At 62.4% G+C, this 14,642-nt stretch carries 17 protein-coding genes; 7 read left to right on the forward strand and 10 right to left on the reverse strand.

The window, feature by feature from the left end:
• Positions 1–365: 365 nt before the first annotated feature.
• The 4 genes from NKH28_RS05250 to NKH28_RS05265 all read left to right on the forward strand — a co-directional run bounded on the left by NKH28_RS05250 (position 366) and on the right by NKH28_RS05265 (position 3,848).
• On the forward strand, positions 366–1,136 hold the full coding sequence (locus NKH28_RS05250; protein ID WP_352541382.1) for a rhomboid family intramembrane serine protease: 771 nt from the start codon (positions 366–368) through the stop codon (positions 1,134–1,136).
• Between the two features lie 100 nt (positions 1,137–1,236).
• Positions 1,237–1,668, forward strand: coding sequence for a CBS domain-containing protein (locus NKH28_RS05255; protein WP_023674810.1), 432 nt, complete (start codon positions 1,237–1,239; stop codon positions 1,666–1,668).
• Positions 1,669–1,858: 190 nt separating this feature from the next.
• Positions 1,859–3,358: an Asp-tRNA(Asn)/Glu-tRNA(Gln) amidotransferase subunit GatB gene (gene gatB / locus NKH28_RS05260; RefSeq protein ID WP_352472753.1), complete on the forward strand. Its 1,500-nt coding sequence runs from the start codon at positions 1,859–1,861 to the stop codon at positions 3,356–3,358.
• A 1-nt stretch (position 3,359) separates the two neighbouring features.
• Positions 3,360–3,848, forward strand: a complete 489-nt coding sequence (locus NKH28_RS05265; protein WP_352501641.1) for a GNAT family N-acetyltransferase — start codon at positions 3,360–3,362, stop codon at positions 3,846–3,848.
• A gap of 16 nt (positions 3,849–3,864) precedes the next feature.
• On the opposite strand, the gene NKH28_RS05270 is transcribed toward NKH28_RS05265, so the two are convergent.
• The 5 genes from NKH28_RS05270 to NKH28_RS05290 all read right to left on the reverse strand — a co-directional run bounded on the left by NKH28_RS05270 (position 3,865) and on the right by NKH28_RS05290 (position 8,880).
• Positions 3,865–4,206 (reverse strand): hypothetical protein, encoded by a 342-nt coding sequence (locus tag NKH28_RS05270; RefSeq protein WP_352978065.1) that lies wholly within the window; start codon positions 4,204–4,206, stop codon positions 3,865–3,867.
• Between the two features lie 151 nt (positions 4,207–4,357).
• Complete coding sequence (locus NKH28_RS05275; RefSeq protein ID WP_352978067.1) at positions 4,358–5,569, reverse strand: hypothetical protein; 1,212 nt, start codon at positions 5,567–5,569, stop codon at positions 4,358–4,360.
• A 147-nt stretch (positions 5,570–5,716) separates the two neighbouring features.
• Positions 5,717–6,016 (reverse strand): hypothetical protein, encoded by a 300-nt coding sequence (locus NKH28_RS05280; protein ID WP_352978069.1) that lies wholly within the window; start codon positions 6,014–6,016, stop codon positions 5,717–5,719.
• Between the two features lie 94 nt (positions 6,017–6,110).
• Complete coding sequence (locus NKH28_RS05285) at positions 6,111–7,511, reverse strand: ArnT family glycosyltransferase (RefSeq protein ID WP_352978070.1); 1,401 nt, start codon at positions 7,509–7,511, stop codon at positions 6,111–6,113.
• Positions 7,512–7,719: 208 nt separating this feature from the next.
• Entirely contained in the window at positions 7,720–8,880 is a 1,161-nt protein-coding gene (locus tag NKH28_RS05290; RefSeq protein ID WP_352593827.1) for a helix-turn-helix transcriptional regulator, read from the reverse strand.
• A gap of 255 nt (positions 8,881–9,135) precedes the next feature.
• Between NKH28_RS05290 and NKH28_RS05295 the strand changes: the two genes are divergently transcribed.
• The 3 genes from NKH28_RS05295 (at position 9,136) to NKH28_RS05305 (ending at position 10,630) form a co-directional block, all read left to right on the forward strand.
• A complete protein-coding gene (locus NKH28_RS05295; RefSeq protein ID WP_023674818.1) occupies positions 9,136–9,534 on the forward strand; it encodes an NADH:ubiquinone oxidoreductase subunit NDUFA12 in 399 nt (132 codons plus the stop codon).
• A gap of 156 nt (positions 9,535–9,690) precedes the next feature.
• Positions 9,691–10,173 (forward strand): DUF2155 domain-containing protein, encoded by a 483-nt coding sequence (locus tag NKH28_RS05300; protein ID WP_352541375.1) that lies wholly within the window; start codon positions 9,691–9,693, stop codon positions 10,171–10,173.
• 88 nt (positions 10,174–10,261) lie between these two features.
• On the forward strand, positions 10,262–10,630 hold the full coding sequence (locus tag NKH28_RS05305) for a hypothetical protein (RefSeq protein WP_352501682.1): 369 nt from the start codon (positions 10,262–10,264) through the stop codon (positions 10,628–10,630).
• Positions 10,631–10,708: 78 nt separating this feature from the next.
• Here the strand turns inward: NKH28_RS05305 and aat are convergent, their stop codons facing one another.
• From aat to NKH28_RS05330, 5 genes are all read right to left on the reverse strand, one after another.
• A complete protein-coding gene (gene aat / locus NKH28_RS05310) occupies positions 10,709–11,326 on the reverse strand; it encodes a leucyl/phenylalanyl-tRNA--protein transferase (protein WP_023674821.1) in 618 nt (205 codons plus the stop codon).
• A 14-nt stretch (positions 11,327–11,340) separates the two neighbouring features.
• Positions 11,341–12,684 (reverse strand): acetyl-CoA carboxylase biotin carboxylase subunit, encoded by a 1,344-nt coding sequence (gene accC / locus NKH28_RS05315; protein WP_023674822.1) that lies wholly within the window; start codon positions 12,682–12,684, stop codon positions 11,341–11,343.
• Between the two features lie 19 nt (positions 12,685–12,703).
• The gene (accB, locus tag NKH28_RS05320) at positions 12,704–13,162 is read right to left on the reverse strand and encodes an acetyl-CoA carboxylase biotin carboxyl carrier protein (protein WP_352472761.1); all 459 of its coding nucleotides are present in this window, start codon (positions 13,160–13,162) and stop codon (positions 12,704–12,706) included.
• A gap of 26 nt (positions 13,163–13,188) precedes the next feature.
• Positions 13,189–13,623: a type II 3-dehydroquinate dehydratase gene (aroQ, locus tag NKH28_RS05325; RefSeq protein ID WP_352978072.1), complete on the reverse strand. Its 435-nt coding sequence runs from the start codon at positions 13,621–13,623 to the stop codon at positions 13,189–13,191.
• Positions 13,624–13,786: 163 nt separating this feature from the next.
• Positions 13,787–14,590 carry a DsbA family protein gene (locus NKH28_RS05330; protein ID WP_352451092.1) on the reverse strand — a complete coding sequence of 268 codons (804 nt, stop codon included), beginning with the start codon at positions 14,588–14,590 and terminating at the stop codon, positions 13,787–13,789.
• Positions 14,591–14,642 lie beyond the last annotated feature (52 nt).

Below are 14,642 nucleotides of genomic sequence, written 5' to 3' on the forward strand. Positions count from 1 at the left end.
CTGATGTCCCATCGGTGAACAGAAGGGCGCCCTCCGAAGACCTACATGCGTTGCGGAGCAGGATGCGTGCCAGCATCGTTAATACTTGTTCACGGGTCGGGGCGGTTAAGGTTAACAACTGGTTTACGTTGCGCGCCGGCCAGGCCTGTGGCACACCAAAACCACTCCAGAAGCGGTCGTTTTGCGACGATCGGCAGCACTTCAGTCAAGAGTTCAGGGGGAGCAAGGGGGCTCGACCAGCCGTTCAAGGGAAACCTTGGACGGCTTCTTTTTTTGATTCGGGGCTGCTGATTCGCCGTTTGTGATTCGGTTGGCCGTGATCTACATGCTCGCCAAGTCCAATCCAGCGACTGAGTGCAAGCCATATGAGCGACCCAGAAAGCCCACCGGAGATCGAGCAGGGTCAGGGTGGGCCTGCCGCCCGCGAACCGGAGCAGCGCCGCGAACCGGTGTTCAACCTGCCGCCCGTGGTGCTGGCGGTGATCGGCATCTGCGTCGCGGTCCATCTGATCCGGGTCTATTGGCTGACCGACGACCAGGATTTCGAACTGCTTGTCCGGGCTGCCTTTGTCCCCATCCGCTATTCGGGCCGCTTCGATCTGGATTTCTTCGCGTTTTCGAGCCCCTTTACCTATGCCTTCCTGCATGGCGGCTTTGCCCATCTTGCCATCAACATGGTGTGGCTCGCGGCCTTCGGCTCACCGTTGGCCAACCGCTTCGGCGCGCTGCGCTTCAGCCTGTTCTTCGCCGCGACTGGACTGGCGGCGGTGGCGCTGTTCTGGGCCATGCACCCGCTTGGCGAGGCGCCGCTGGTCGGCGCCTCCGGCGCGATTTCCGGCATGATGGGCGCGGCGGCACGCTACGGCTTCCGCATTGACCGATCGTCGGGCAAGGCCGCCTTCGCCGGCCAGCCTTTGCCGATGGCGGCGGTGCTGCGCTCGCGCGGCGTCGTCACCTTTCTCGCCATGTGGATGGTGATCAACCTCGCGACCGGCCTCTTCGGCCTGGCGCCTGGCATTGACGGCCAGATCGCCTGGGAAGCCCATATTGGCGGCTTTCTTGCCGGCTTTTTCGGCCTGCGGTTTTTTGATCGGCGAGAGCAGGTGCCCCGGCAGGCGGACGAGCCGGAGACCTGAGATCGCCGCACTTGAAATGCAACCGTTCGCGGCGCACCATGTTCATCCCAGGGCAAGCCGGCCAGGGCAGGAGCCGGCAGGAAATGCAGAGGAGGACGCCATGACTGTTAAGGCAATTCTCGAGGCAAAAGGCCACGACGTGGTGACGCTCGGGCCGAACGAAAAGCTCAGCGAAGCCATCCGCATGCTTTCCGAACACAGGATCGGCGCGCTGGTCATCACCAACGGCGATCACAAGATCGTCGGCATTCTTTCCGAGCGCGATGTGGTGCGGGTTCTCGCCAAAGAGGGGGCGGCGGCGCTCGACCTTGCCGTCCGCTCGGCGATGACGCCCAAGGTGAAGATCTGCAATGAGAACCACACCGTCAACGAGGTCATGGAGATCATGACCAAGGGCCGCTTCCGCCATCTGCCGGTGGAAAAGAACGGGCTGCTCGACGGCATCGTGTCGATCGGCGACGTGGTCAAGCGGCGCATCGAGGATGTCGAGCGCGAGGCCGAGGAGATCAGGGCCTATATCGCCACGGCATAGGTGACGGCGGCCGGGTTGCCGGCAGTTCGATTTTTCAAGCTGCTATCGCAGTTCATCGCGGCAGGTGCGGGCCTGTGCCGCGTCGGCGGCCTGCGGCTTTGCGCTTGTCTCTTTTGGCGGTTTGCACTAGCGAAGTTGCACAGCAAAATATGCGTTCTCGCATATCCGCAATTTCAGTATGCAGGCCCTTATGAGCATTATCGACACCCGCACGCCCGACGCCAAGCGCCTGGTTCCCGGCGCCACCGGCGACTGGGAGATCATCATCGGCCTCGAGGTCCACGCGCAGGTGACCTCGCAGGCAAAGCTGTTTTCCGGCGCCTCGACCATTTTCGGCGCCGCGCCCAACGCCAATGTCAGCCTGGTCGACGCGGCGATGCCCGGCATGCTGCCGGTCATCAACGAGGAATGCGTCAAGCAGGCGATCCGCACCGGGCTGGGCCTGAAGGCCGAGATCAACCACAAATCGGTCTTCGACAGGAAAAACTATTTCTATCCCGACCTGCCGCAGGGCTACCAGATCTCGCAGTTCAAGCAGCCGATCGTCGGCGAGGGGAAGGTGATCGTCTCGGTCGGCCCGGACCGGCAGGGCGAATTCGAGGACATCGAGGTCGGCATCGAGCGCCTGCACCTGGAGCAGGACGCCGGCAAGTCGATGCACGACCAGCATGCGACGATGTCCTATGTCGATCTCAACCGCTCCGGCGTGGCGCTGATGGAGATCGTCTCCAAGCCGGATATGCGCTCCGCCGATGAAGCCAAGGCCTATGTCACCAAGCTGCGCACCATCGTGCGCTACCTCGGCACGTGCGACGGCAATATGGACGAAGGCTCGCTGCGCGCCGACGTCAACGTCTCGGTGCGCCGGCCCGGCGGCGAATTCGGCACGCGCTGCGAGATCAAGAACGTCAACTCCATCCGTTTCATCGGCCAGGCCATCGACTACGAGGCGCGCCGCCAGATCGCCATCCTGGAGGACGGCGGCAAGATCGACCAGGAAACGCGGCTGTTCGACCCCAACAAGGGCGAAACGCGCTCGATGCGTTCCAAGGAAGAAGCGCACGACTACCGCTATTTCCCCGATCCCGACCTTCTGCCGCTGGAATTCGACCAGGCCTATGTCGATGCGTTGGCAAAGGACCTGCCGGAACTTCCCGACGCGAAAAAGGCGCGGCTGATCACCTCGCTCGGCCTGTCGACCTACGACGCCTCGATCCTGGTATCGGAAAAGGCGGTCGCCGACTATTTCGAGAAGGTGGCCGCCGGTCGCGATGGCAAGCTTGCCGCCAACTGGGTCATCAACGATTTGCTGGGTGCGTTGAACAGAGCCGGCAAGAGTATTGAAAATGCTCCGGTTTCGCCCGAGCAGCTCGGCGCGGTCATCGACCTGATCAAGGAAGGCACCATCTCCGGCAAGATCGCCAAGGATCTGTTCGAGATCGTCTGGAACGAGGGCGGCGATCCGCGTCAGCTGGTCGAAAGCCGCGGCATGAAGCAGGTCACCGATACCGGCGCCATCGAAAAGGCGGTGGACGAGGTGATCGCTGCCAACCCGGACAAAGTCGAACAGGCGCGCGCCAAGCCGACCATGGCCGGCTGGTTCGTTGGCCAGGTGATGAAGGCGACCGGCGGCAAGGCCAATCCGCAAGCGGTCAACGAGCTGGTCAAGGCCAGGCTCGGGATCGAGTAGGATGTTCGTCCGCACCGCCGGCGAGCGCGATCTTGCGGCGGTGCGCGCATTGCTGGTCGAGACATGGCATGCCACCTATGATGCCATCTACGGCGGGCCGCGGGTCACCGAAATCACCGATGAATGGCATTCTATCGCCGCGCTCAAGGCACGGCTGACGCGGCCGAACTCGGAGTTCCTGGTCGCCGACGACGGCAAAAACATCGGCGGCATGGCTTTCGCCGCCGCTACCACGGATGCCAGGATCGTCATGCTGAACCAGCTTTACGTGCATCCGGCCTGGCAGAGGCAAGGCATCGGCCAGGCGCTGCTGGACGAGATCGAGGCCAGCTTTCCGGAGGCCCGGACGCTGCGTGTCGAGGTCGAGGAAGCAAATGCTCCGGCTGTCGCCTTCTACCGCTCGAGGGGGTTCTTGCCCGCCGGCAACACGGCCGATTGCGGCGGCGCCTCGGGATTGCCGGCGCTGGTTTTGGAGAAGGCGATCGGCTAGCTCGTTTGCCTGGCGCTCAGTTGCGTTTCTCAGGCAGGTTGGAGCAGCCGGCAGCGAGAAACTCGCATGGCAGGCTGCCGCCGCCGCCCGACGTGTGCGGGGGCGTGGCGGCTTCGATTTTTTCCACCTCGTAATATTTCGAGGTGACGCCCCATTTTTTGACGCCCTGGCACGTCGAGCGCACGCCAACCTCCGTCGCCTTTGCCGCAGTCTTGTAATAGGTGGTGATCCGGCAGGATTGGCTGACCGGCAGCGCGTTCGCCGGGCTCGTGACCGGCGGCAGGAAGGTCGGGAAGGCAAGCAGCGAGATTGCCGCAATGATCCGGACGGCGGGCATGGTGAGGGGAAGGTGCTGCATCGTTTGTCTCCATCGATGGCGCCGCTCGCTCGTGGCGCAGCGGCGCGTTTGTTCCGGCAAGATCAGGCCATGATGCCGGTGCTGCCGCATCTGCCGCGCGGGGGAAGGCGGTAGCGGTCTGAACCGCCGCCGTCATCCGCGAGCGGCCGCGTCAGGGCGTTTTCGGCTTGATGAGCGTCTCTATCGGAACGGCGACTTTTGGAGGCCGGACCGTCCTGGTTCCACCATCGACGGCCAGCCCGCCACTGTTGAGATAGCGTACCGTATAGTGCAGCTCATAGCCGGGAACTCTGATCCATGTAGGCTTGGGATTGAACTGGTCCGGCGGCCTCGAATACCACTTCGGGATCTGCATGATCTTGGAACCGGCACCGAATCCCGCAGTCTTGGCCGCTACTGCGAAGGCGCTGTCTCTGGGGTCGTTCGGCGGCTGGTCGACATTGCCGATGACGACCAGCGAATCGTATTTTCGCGCGTCCAGCCGTACTGCGGGAAGGTTCAGCGCAGCCACGTCGCCTTCGCGCATCGTCAGCGCCTTCTGACGACCATCCTCATTGGCATAGACGTTGAGGTTTATGGCCTCGGATTCCGCATAGACGACATTGTTGTGGAAGTCGCGGGCTGGCAGGCGTGTGAGGCTGTCGAAGGTCACTTCAACCGTCGGCTTGGCTATGGCGTCCGTCACCACCAGGTTGCGCCGCGGCACCGTCCAGAAGATGAGATCATCGCCGGTGGCCTGTGTGCCGGCATCGGAGCCGTCTATTGCCGAGCATTTCGAATTTGGAACCGGCGTCGTCACCGGCAGAGGTGCCGAAAACGAGCTGCGTACCTGAGCGTCGATGTAATTGCCGACGTTGAAAACGTCTTCGAGGATGTTGCCGCCCTCGAAGCTCGCCGGGCCGGGTTGCGAGCGGATGATGACCTGGCTGGAATCGGTCTGCCAGCCGCTGCAGAAGACGTTGACGTCTATGGGAATGCCGATGTGGCGGTCGGAGGTCACCGGGATCGAGACTTTGATGGTCAGGATGTAAGGAACTTTGACAAACCAGCTGTTCGGCTGGTTCAGCATCTGCGTCGCAAAGCGCGACGGCCGCCATTGCTTCAGCGATTCGATCGATGCGCGTGACGATCGTCCCTGGGCGGCCAGCTGTGCGTTGGTGGCGTCGACTTTGGCTTGCGCCAGGTTGCGGACGGTGTTGGTGATCAGGAACACGCCGAGTTCGGCTTTGCAGGGCCTGTTCGATTGTGTGGCGTTGCATGGGGCAAGTGCCGCACTGGGAACCGGCGGCCCCGACGGCGGCGGCTGGGCGGCCGCGGCGGCCGCCATCAGGCAGAAGAACAGCATCGTGCAGGTTTTCAACATGGTATCCTCGCTCTTTCGGTTGGAAACCACCCTCCGGCTAGACAACACCATTTCTTCGACAGCGGTTCATCGCCCGCATGGGGGACGAATCGCGAAACATCGGGCCGGCCCAGCGACGTCGAGCCGCCGTCCTTTCGGATTGGATATCTACTGCTTCACGACGCCTTTGGTTGTCGCCATCGGCGCGACGACCTTGGGCTTGGGGGTTTTCGGGCCGGGGTCGACTACCAATGCGGCCGTGCAGGAGCATTTGCCCGAACCGCAGTTCAGGTCGCCCTTGCACATTTTGGAATGCCGCATATCGGTGCAGTCGGCGGTCCCGGAGCAGGAGCAACTGCCTTGCCCAATCGTTCCGGACTGACATTTGAAGCTCCATGCCGGATCGGCGGCAAGGCCGACCACAGCGAGCGATAAGGCAAAAAGCGTCGTCGAGATGAGCTTGCGCATGAATACCTCCCGGTTCTATCGAGCGATGGAACCACGAAGCAGCAACGCCTTCATCTCCCGCGCGGGGGACGAACTCGCATACCGGTGACGATCGTCAATGCTGTCCCTTCAGCACGACGAGATAGCCGCGTTCGACGCGAAGCCGGAACGCGATTTGCCCTGCAGTGCCGGGATCCTTAGAAACCTTGTCGATGACATAGCCGCTGGGATGCGAGCCAAGCCATTCTTCCGGTTTGTCGGTGCTTTCGAATGGCTTTTGCAACCGGGCCAGGAAGCCGACTTCGCCCTGATAGTCGAAAGCCACGGCCCAGTCCGCATCCTTTCGCTCGTCGATGAAGTTGGCGAGCGGCGTCAGATCATAGCGTTTGAACGCGGTTGCCGATGCCACCGCGTGGCCGATGCCGAAAATGACAAGCATGACGATGGCCGAGCTCTTCAGCCTGGCGAGCGGGATCTCCGCCATGAAATAGCCGAACAGGATGACCACGAACGGCAACATCGGCACGACATAATGAGGCTGCTTGCCGGATATCGCGCTGAACACGAGAAACACGGCAACGAACGAGAATGACAGCAGGCGCAAGGCGCGCAGATCCGGCGACTTCGCGTCGATCAGGTTGCGTATCCGCGTGCGCAGCTTCAACCGCCACACCTCGGGTATGAAGATCCACGGTATGAACATGACGGGCAGCAGCAGCAGATAGAAATAGAACGGCCGGCCATGCGAATTGCGCAAATTGCCGGTGACGCGCCCCGCCGACTGGTTCCAGACGAGATCATAAACGAAATTGCCTTTTGTCAGGATGGTCGCCGGCACCAGCCAGATCGCCACCGGAATCAGCGCGGCGAGCAGGGCCAGGCCCACTCCAGCGAGGAAGTTCGGTGTCGTCAGTCCCGCCCGCCGGTCGCGCCAGAACGGGTAGAACAGGATGGGCGCGCCGATATGGATCAGCACCACCGGGCCTTTCGTCAGCACGCCCATGCCGATGAACAGCCCGGCCAGAACGGCCTGCCAGCGGTTGCCGCTGCGGGCAAAGGCAATCAACGACAACAGCGCGGCGAGCACAAAGACCGTCAGCAACAGGTCGAACAGGATCAGCGTCGAATAGATGACGAACACGCTGCTTCCGGTAACCAGCCAGGGGATGCGCCGCGCGATGTCGTCGCGGCCCGGAAACAGGGTCTTTGCCAACGCCGTCGTCAGCCAGATGACGAGCGAGGAGGCGGCGAAGATGACCAGCATCGCCGCCGGCCTGCTGGCGCCGAAAATGTTCCAGACAAGGTCGATAAGCCAAAACAGCAGTGGCGGCTTCTGCAGATAGGGCGCGAAATTCATCGTCGGGACGAAGATCTGTCCGCTCAGATACATTTCCCAGGTGACGCTGAGATATCGCGTTTCGTCGACGGGCAGCAGTGGCCGGAAAGCGACCGCGATTACGATCAGCCCAAGCAGAAAGAGGTAGGGGAGCAGTCGCTCGGTAGATGTCGGTGTCAAAGATCGAGATCCGCGCCAGAAACCATTTTCATTCCAGCCGAGCATAGTGCCGCGTTTCTGGACCGCGAACGACCGCACCATGATTTTGGCCGAATTGCAACGATGCCGGTTTCGTTTCCCAGATTTTGCGGACGATGGTGTCAAAGGTTTGAAAAACTTACCGGCCGAGTCTTTTGGACCGTTGCCGGTCCGGGGAACCTGAGCAAAATCAACTGGAGCGCAACGGCGGTGACAATTCGCGCATCAACAGTTCGAGCTCGCGCTGATCGCCGGTACCGGTCTTGTCGAAGATCGTCGCCAGCTGCGACTTGACGGTGCCGTCCGAGACGCCGCCGGCCGCGGCAATTTCCTTTCGCGTCAGGCCGGCGGCAACGTGACCGGCGACTCGCCTTTCTGCCGCGGTCAGTCCGAACAGCGCCGCAATGGCGTCCAGCGCCGGGGTCGGTGTCGAACCGGCCGCGGCGATGAAGATCGCTGCGGCGGCGCGTTGCGAGATGCGCGCCGAGATTTCACGCCGCGCCAGCGGCATGACATGGGCCACTGCCGGAACGACCGTCCTGGCCAGGGGAATGTTGATGCCGCAAGGTCCGAGCGCGAATTCGTCGCGCGTGCCGAGCTGGACGGCACGGCCGATCGCGGCGTTGGCGTTGGCATAGGTGAAGGAAAGCTGTCCGCGCACGCAAGCGACCGAGATGTTTTCGGCGAGCAGCGCTTCGGCTGACGGGTTGGCGAAGATGATGGTCATGTCTTCGGCCACGATCAGCACCGGATGGTCGAGGCTTTCGATGATGGAACGGAAGATTTCCGCCTTGCGCCGCTCGGCTTCGAACAGGTCGCCGATGGTCACCGCGCGCCGCACATGCGGTGCCAGCAGGCTGACAAGCTCGAGATCCTCGCGGGAAATCTGGCGCCTGTCCTTGTCGGTCACCACCATCAACGTGCCGATCCGGGTCGGCCGCTTCATCAACGCCACCCAGAAGAAATCGTCCAGGCGGTTGGGTTGCACCCATTCGCGCACGATGCGGCTTTCGAGCCATCTCTGTCGCGTATCCGGGCCTTGCAAAGCGTAGATCGAATCGACGGTGAACGGCACGTCGATCTCCATCTTGGGAACCGCCGCATAGAACGGCACTTGCGAGCCGTAGTCATGCTTCAACGGCTCAAGAACTGCGGGATCGCCGCAGGACACCGAAAATCGCGCGGAGCTGCTGATCGTGTCGATGACGGCGAGCATGGCAAGCTGGCCTTCCGCCAGATTGCAGATGGCCTCGAGTGTCGCCTGCCAGCGGTCGACGTCGGCAATCGAATCGTAGATCGCCTCAACGACCTGCGGCAATGCGCGACCGGCCGTGCCCGCCAGCGATGACATGAGCCCCTCTCATTTGCCGTCCTTGAGGCAACGAAGCTTCAACTGCTAGAATAACGCTGCGTAAGGTTGCCAACAACCTATTTCATCTGCTTCGGACGGCCGCGAAAATAGCGTGAACGTATCGCTTTCCCGTCAGCCATTTGCTGGCCTGTTGCGGCAAGACCCTTGCCTTCGCAATGCCGTGACGCCATAAGCAGGAACAGGCGCCGCAGCCGCCGCGAGGACTTGCTTCAAGGACTTGCCACGAGGATTTGGATGAAGACTTTCCTTCTGCAGTTTTTCACCTGGTGGAACAGCCAGACATTGGGAACGCGCTTCCACACCTGGCGGCACGGCAAGAAGGTCGGGCAGGACGAGGTCGGCAATGTCTACTATGAGGGCGGCGTCGATTCGGAAGGCCGCACCCGTCGCTGGGTCATCTACCGCGACTATTCGGAAGCCTCGGCGATTCCGCCCGGCTGGCATGGCTGGATCCATCATCGTGTCGACGTTGCGCCGCCAAGCGAAGACTACAAGCCACGCGACTGGCAAAAGCCGCATGTGCCGAACCTCACCGGCAGCCCCGCGGCCTATCGGCCGAAGGGCTCGGTGCTGACCAACCAGCATCGTCCGCAGGTGACGGGCGACTACGACGCCTGGACGCCTGGTTCGTGATCGATCGCCGCGACACGCGCGCGGTCCCTACGGGGGCGGTCCCCACGAGGGCGGTCCTTTGTCGCCACAATTGCTGTTTAGCTGTTTGCTGATCCGACAGCAGCAACTAGCCTTGGCGTTAAGAGAATCACCCGGGCGCAAACCACCGGACCTTGCATGAGCATGTTCAGCCGAATTTTGACGGGCGGATTAACCGCGGTCGTTCTCGCTTCTATGGTGGCGCTCGCTACTGCGCAGGAATTGGCGCCGCCTGCGCCGGACGCGTCGGTGGCGCCTGCAGCACCGGCAGTATCCGAGCGCATCACCAATCCAGTCGCTGAATTCGCCGGCATCGACAAGATCACCGGCCGTATCATCACCTTCGATGTCTATATCGACGAGACGGTGCAGTTCGGCGCTTTGCAGGTGACGCCGCGCATCTGCTATTCACGGCCCGAAAACGAAGAGCCGAAGACGGATTCGTTCGTCGAGGTCGACGAGATCACGCTCGATCGGAAAATACGCCGTATCTTCACCGGCTGGATGTTTGCCGAAAGCCCCGGGATCAACGCCGTCGAGCATGCCGTCTATGATATCTGGCTGAAGGGCTGCAAGCAGAAGTCCGACGTGCCGGCACCCGCCGCCGCCAAAACCAACTAGAATCTGTCAGTGCGCGGCGGATACCGCGCCCTGCGGAACCGCCGCGTTGCCCGAGCGTTGGTGCCTCTCTACGGAGGAGGTTGCCATGATGATGGCCAACAAGAACGAACTTCTCGACATCGAAAGGGGATTCTGGAGCGGCGGTACCGACTATTTCAAGGCCAATGCCGATACCGACTGCCTGGTGGCTTTCCCGCAGATGGCGCGGGTGATGAGCAATACCGATCTGGCCGCAACTGCCACGGACCCGAACCGCTGGCGCGATCTCGACATCGACCTCAAGGGCATCATCGAGCCGGGCAGCGACATCGTCATGCTGACCTACGAGGCGCGTGCGACGCGGCAAGATGGCGAAGCCTATGCGGCGCTGGTCAGCACCGGCTATGTCCACCGCGTCAATGGCTGGAAGATGATGTTCCACGCACAGACGCCGCTGGTGACGGCAGCAAAAGGCTGACCGGCCGCAAGAGTAATTCCAGGAAGTGTGAACGGCTTTCCGGAATTGCGTTTATGTGAAACGATGAACCATTCCAGGTTATGGAAAAAACACGGCCTCGCCCTTCAGCGCCTCGGCCAGCATCTTCTCGTACTTGCCGCGCGGCACGTCGATTGCACCGAAGCGTTTGAGATGCTCGGTGGTGAACTGCGTATCGAGCAGTGCAAAGCCACGCGCCTTCAGGCGTTCGACGAGGTGAACCAGGCAGGCCTTTGACGCGTCGGTCTCCCTGGCGAACATGCTCTCGCCGAAGAACACGCGGCCGAGCGATACGCCGTAGAGCCCCCCGACCAATCGGTCGTTGTGCCAGGCCTCGACCGAATGGCAATGGCCCATCCGATGCAGCTCGATATAGGCTTCGCGGATCGGCGCGTTGATCCAGGTCGAGCGACGTTCCTCGCGCCTTTCAGCGCAGGCCTCGATCGTCGCCTCAAAGTCGAAATCGATGCGGAACTCGAACAGGTTCTTGCGGATCGTCTTTCTCAGGCTTTTCGGTATGTGGAACCCGTCGAGCGGAATGATGCCGCGCGTCTCCGGCCGCACCCAGAATACTTCGGGGTCATTGGCGCTTTCGGCCATCGGGAAGACGCCGGAGGCATAGGCTTTGAGCAAAAGGTCGGTCGGGATGCGATAACCGGGTGCGTAGGGACGGGTCATCGCTTCGCCCTGTATCACTCGCCTTCGGCCAGGTATTTTTCCAGCCAATGGATGTCGTAGTCGCCATTGGCGATGTCGGCGTTGCCAACGAGGTCGCGAAACAGTGGCAGCGTCGTCTTGATGCCGTCGACGACGAATTCGTCGAGCGCGCGCCGCAGCCGCATCATGCATTCGACGCGGTTGCGGCCATGCACGATCAGCTTGCCGATCAGGCTGTCGTAGTAGGGCGGGATCTTGTAGCCCGAATAGACGCCGGAATCGACGCGGATGCCGAGCCCGCCCGGCGTGTGGAAATGGGTGATGGTGCCCGGCGAGGGGGTGAAGGTGCGCGGATCCTCGGCATTGATGCGGCATTCTATGGCATGGCCGTGGAAGCGGATATCCTCCTGGCGCACCGAAAGCCCGCCGCCCGAGGCGACGCGGATCTGCTCGTGCACGAGGTCGATGCCGGTGATCGCCTCGGTCACCGGATGTTCGACCTGCAGGCGCGTATTCATCTCGATGAAATAGAACTCGCCGTCCTCATAGAGGAATTCGATGGTGCCGGCGCCGGAATAGCCGAGATCGGCGATCGCCCTGGCGCAGACGCCGCCAATATGCGCGCGCTCCTCGGCATTGAGCGCCGGCGAGGGCGCTTCTTCCCAGACCTTCTGGTGGCGGCGCTGCAGCGAGCAGTCGCGCTCGCCGAAATGCACGCCGCGCCCGGCGCCGTCGCCGAACACCTGCACTTCGATATGGCGCGGCTTCTGCAGATATTTCTCGATATAGACTGCGTCGTCGCCGAAGGCCGCACCCGCCTCCGAGCGTGCCGTCTGCAGCGCCACCTCGAGATCGGCCTCGCTACGCGCCACTTTCATGCCGCGCCCGCCGCCGCCGGCCGATGCCTTGATGATCACGGGGTAGCCGATCGCGGCGGCAATGCGCTTGGCTTCCTTGTCCTCGGTGACCGCGCCGTCGGAGCCGGGCACCACGGGAATGCCGAGGCGTTTTGCGGTACGCTTGGCCTCGATCTTGTCACCCATGATGCGGATATGGTCGCCGGTCGGGCCGATGAAGGTGATGTTGTGCGCGGCGAGGATGTCGGCGAACTTGGCGTTCTCCGACAGAAAACCGTAGCCGGGATGCACCGCGTCGGCGCCGGTGATCTCGCAGGCGGCGACGATCTGGTGGATGTTGAGATAGCTGTCGCGCGACGGCGGCGGGCCGATGCAGACGCTCTCGTCGGCGAGACGCACATGCATGGCGTCGGCGTCGGCGGTCGAATGCACCACCACCGTCTGGATGCCGAGCTCCTTGCAGGCGCGCAGCACCCTGAGGGCGATTTCGCCGCGATTGGCGATGAGGATTTTCTGGAACATCTTTCGCCTGTTCCCGGCTCTACTCGATCACGACGAGCGGCATGCCATATTCGACCGGCTGCGCATCTTCGAACAGGATCGCCGTCACCGTGCCGGCGCGCGGCGAGGGGATCTGGTTCATCGTCTTCATTGCTTCGATGATCAGCAGCGTCTGGCCTTCCTTGACCTTCTGGCCGATTTCGATGAACGGCCTGGCGTCCGGCGACGGTGCCAGATAGGCGGTGCCGACCATTGGCGAGGCGACGGCGTTCTTCGACACTTCGGGCGTCGCCGGGGCGGCCGCTGCCGCGGGCTGCGCGGCTGCCGGGGCATAGGCCGGCTGAGCTGCGGCGACCGCATGGACGGCCGGCGCCTGCCGCGAGACGCGCACCTTCAGATCGCCCAGCTCGACCTCGATCTCGGTCAGGTTGGTGTCGTTCAGTATGCCCGCCAGATCGCGGATCAGCTGCTGGTCAACACCGTTCTTCTTTATCGACATTTTCGAGCCTTCTGTTTGTTGGCCGGTCATAGGCGTGCAGCCAGCGCCTGCAGCGCCAGCGTGTAGCCGAGCGGCCCGAACCCGCAGATCATGCCGACGGCGACCGGCGCGACCATGGAGACGTGGCGGAATGGTTCCCGCGCGTGGATGTTGGAGAGATGCACCTCAGCCACCGGCAGCGGCGCGACGGCGCGGATGGCATCGTGAATGGCGATCGAGGTATGGCCGTAGGCGCCCGGATTGATGACGATCGCGGCGGCCTTGTCGGCGGCCTCGTGGATCCAGTCGACGAGTTCGCCCTCATGGTTCGACTGGCGGAAATCGATCTCCAGCCCAAGTGCGGCACCTGCCTGCTTGCAGTCCTCGGCGATCGCGGCAAGCGTCTTGCCGCCATAGATGCCCGGCTCGCGCTTGCCGAGCGCGTTGAGATTGGGGCCGTTCAGGACGAAAACCGTTTTCAAAAAATGCCGACCTTTCCCGGCGCGGCTAAGCCGGCGCGCCGGACCCTCTATAATGGGCATAGACGCTGGCGAAAAGAGCGCAAGTGCGTTCTTTCGCCGTCCACAACAGCCGGAAAACGGCCCGTGCCGGAAACCCGCAGCCTAATCGAAACCCGAATGCTGATCAGAGCGCGGCCTTCGCCGCCTCGATCTTTTCGGCCAGCACTTCCTGGCCAAGCGCGCCGAATACCACCTCGTTGCCGACGACATAGGACGGCGTTCCGGTGATGGCGAGCTTGGTGGCGAGATCATAGGTCTTGGAGAAGGCCTCGGTGATGCTCGGGTCCTTCATCTTTTCGCGCAGCGCCGCCTCGTCGGCGCCGAGCGACAGCGCCACCTTGATTGCCGCCGCCTCGGTGGCGCGCCCCTGGCCGCCGAGTAGCGCATTATGGAATTCGCCGTATTTCTCCGGCTTCATCAAATGGAAGGCCATCGAGACGACGCTCGCCTTCTGCGAATCCGGGCCGAGGATCGGGAACTCCTTGAGTACGAAGCGCAGGTCCGGATCGGCCTTGGTCAGCGCGCGCATGTCGTCGATGGCGCGTTTGCAGTAGCCGCAATTATAATCATAGAATTCGACGATGGTGACCTTGCCGTTCGGATTGCCGACAACACCGTCGAATGAGGAATTGAAGATCTGGTCCTTGGCGTCTTTGATGACGCCGAGACTGGCGACGCGCTGTTCTTCCTTCTGCTTGGCCTCGAGTGCCTGCTGGGCTTCCAGAAGCACTTCCGGGTTCTTCAGCAGATAGTCGCGGACGATGCCTTCGACTTCGGCACGGTCGAGCTTGGTACCTGAGGACGTCGTCTGGGCAAGCTGTGCCGTGCCGGCCTTCGCCGTCTGCGGATTGCCGGCGACGAAGCCGAACGCCAGCATGGCGAGAGCCGCTGCCACTCCGGTAGTGCCCAGCAGAATTGCCTTTGTCATGATCCTCGATCCTCTTGCCTGTGTTCGGGTCCGCCCGGTTTGGCTGTGTCGC

The organism is Mesorhizobium sp. M1227, assembly GCF_040318315.1.
Taxonomy (GTDB): Bacteria; Pseudomonadota; Alphaproteobacteria; order Rhizobiales; family Rhizobiaceae; genus Mesorhizobium.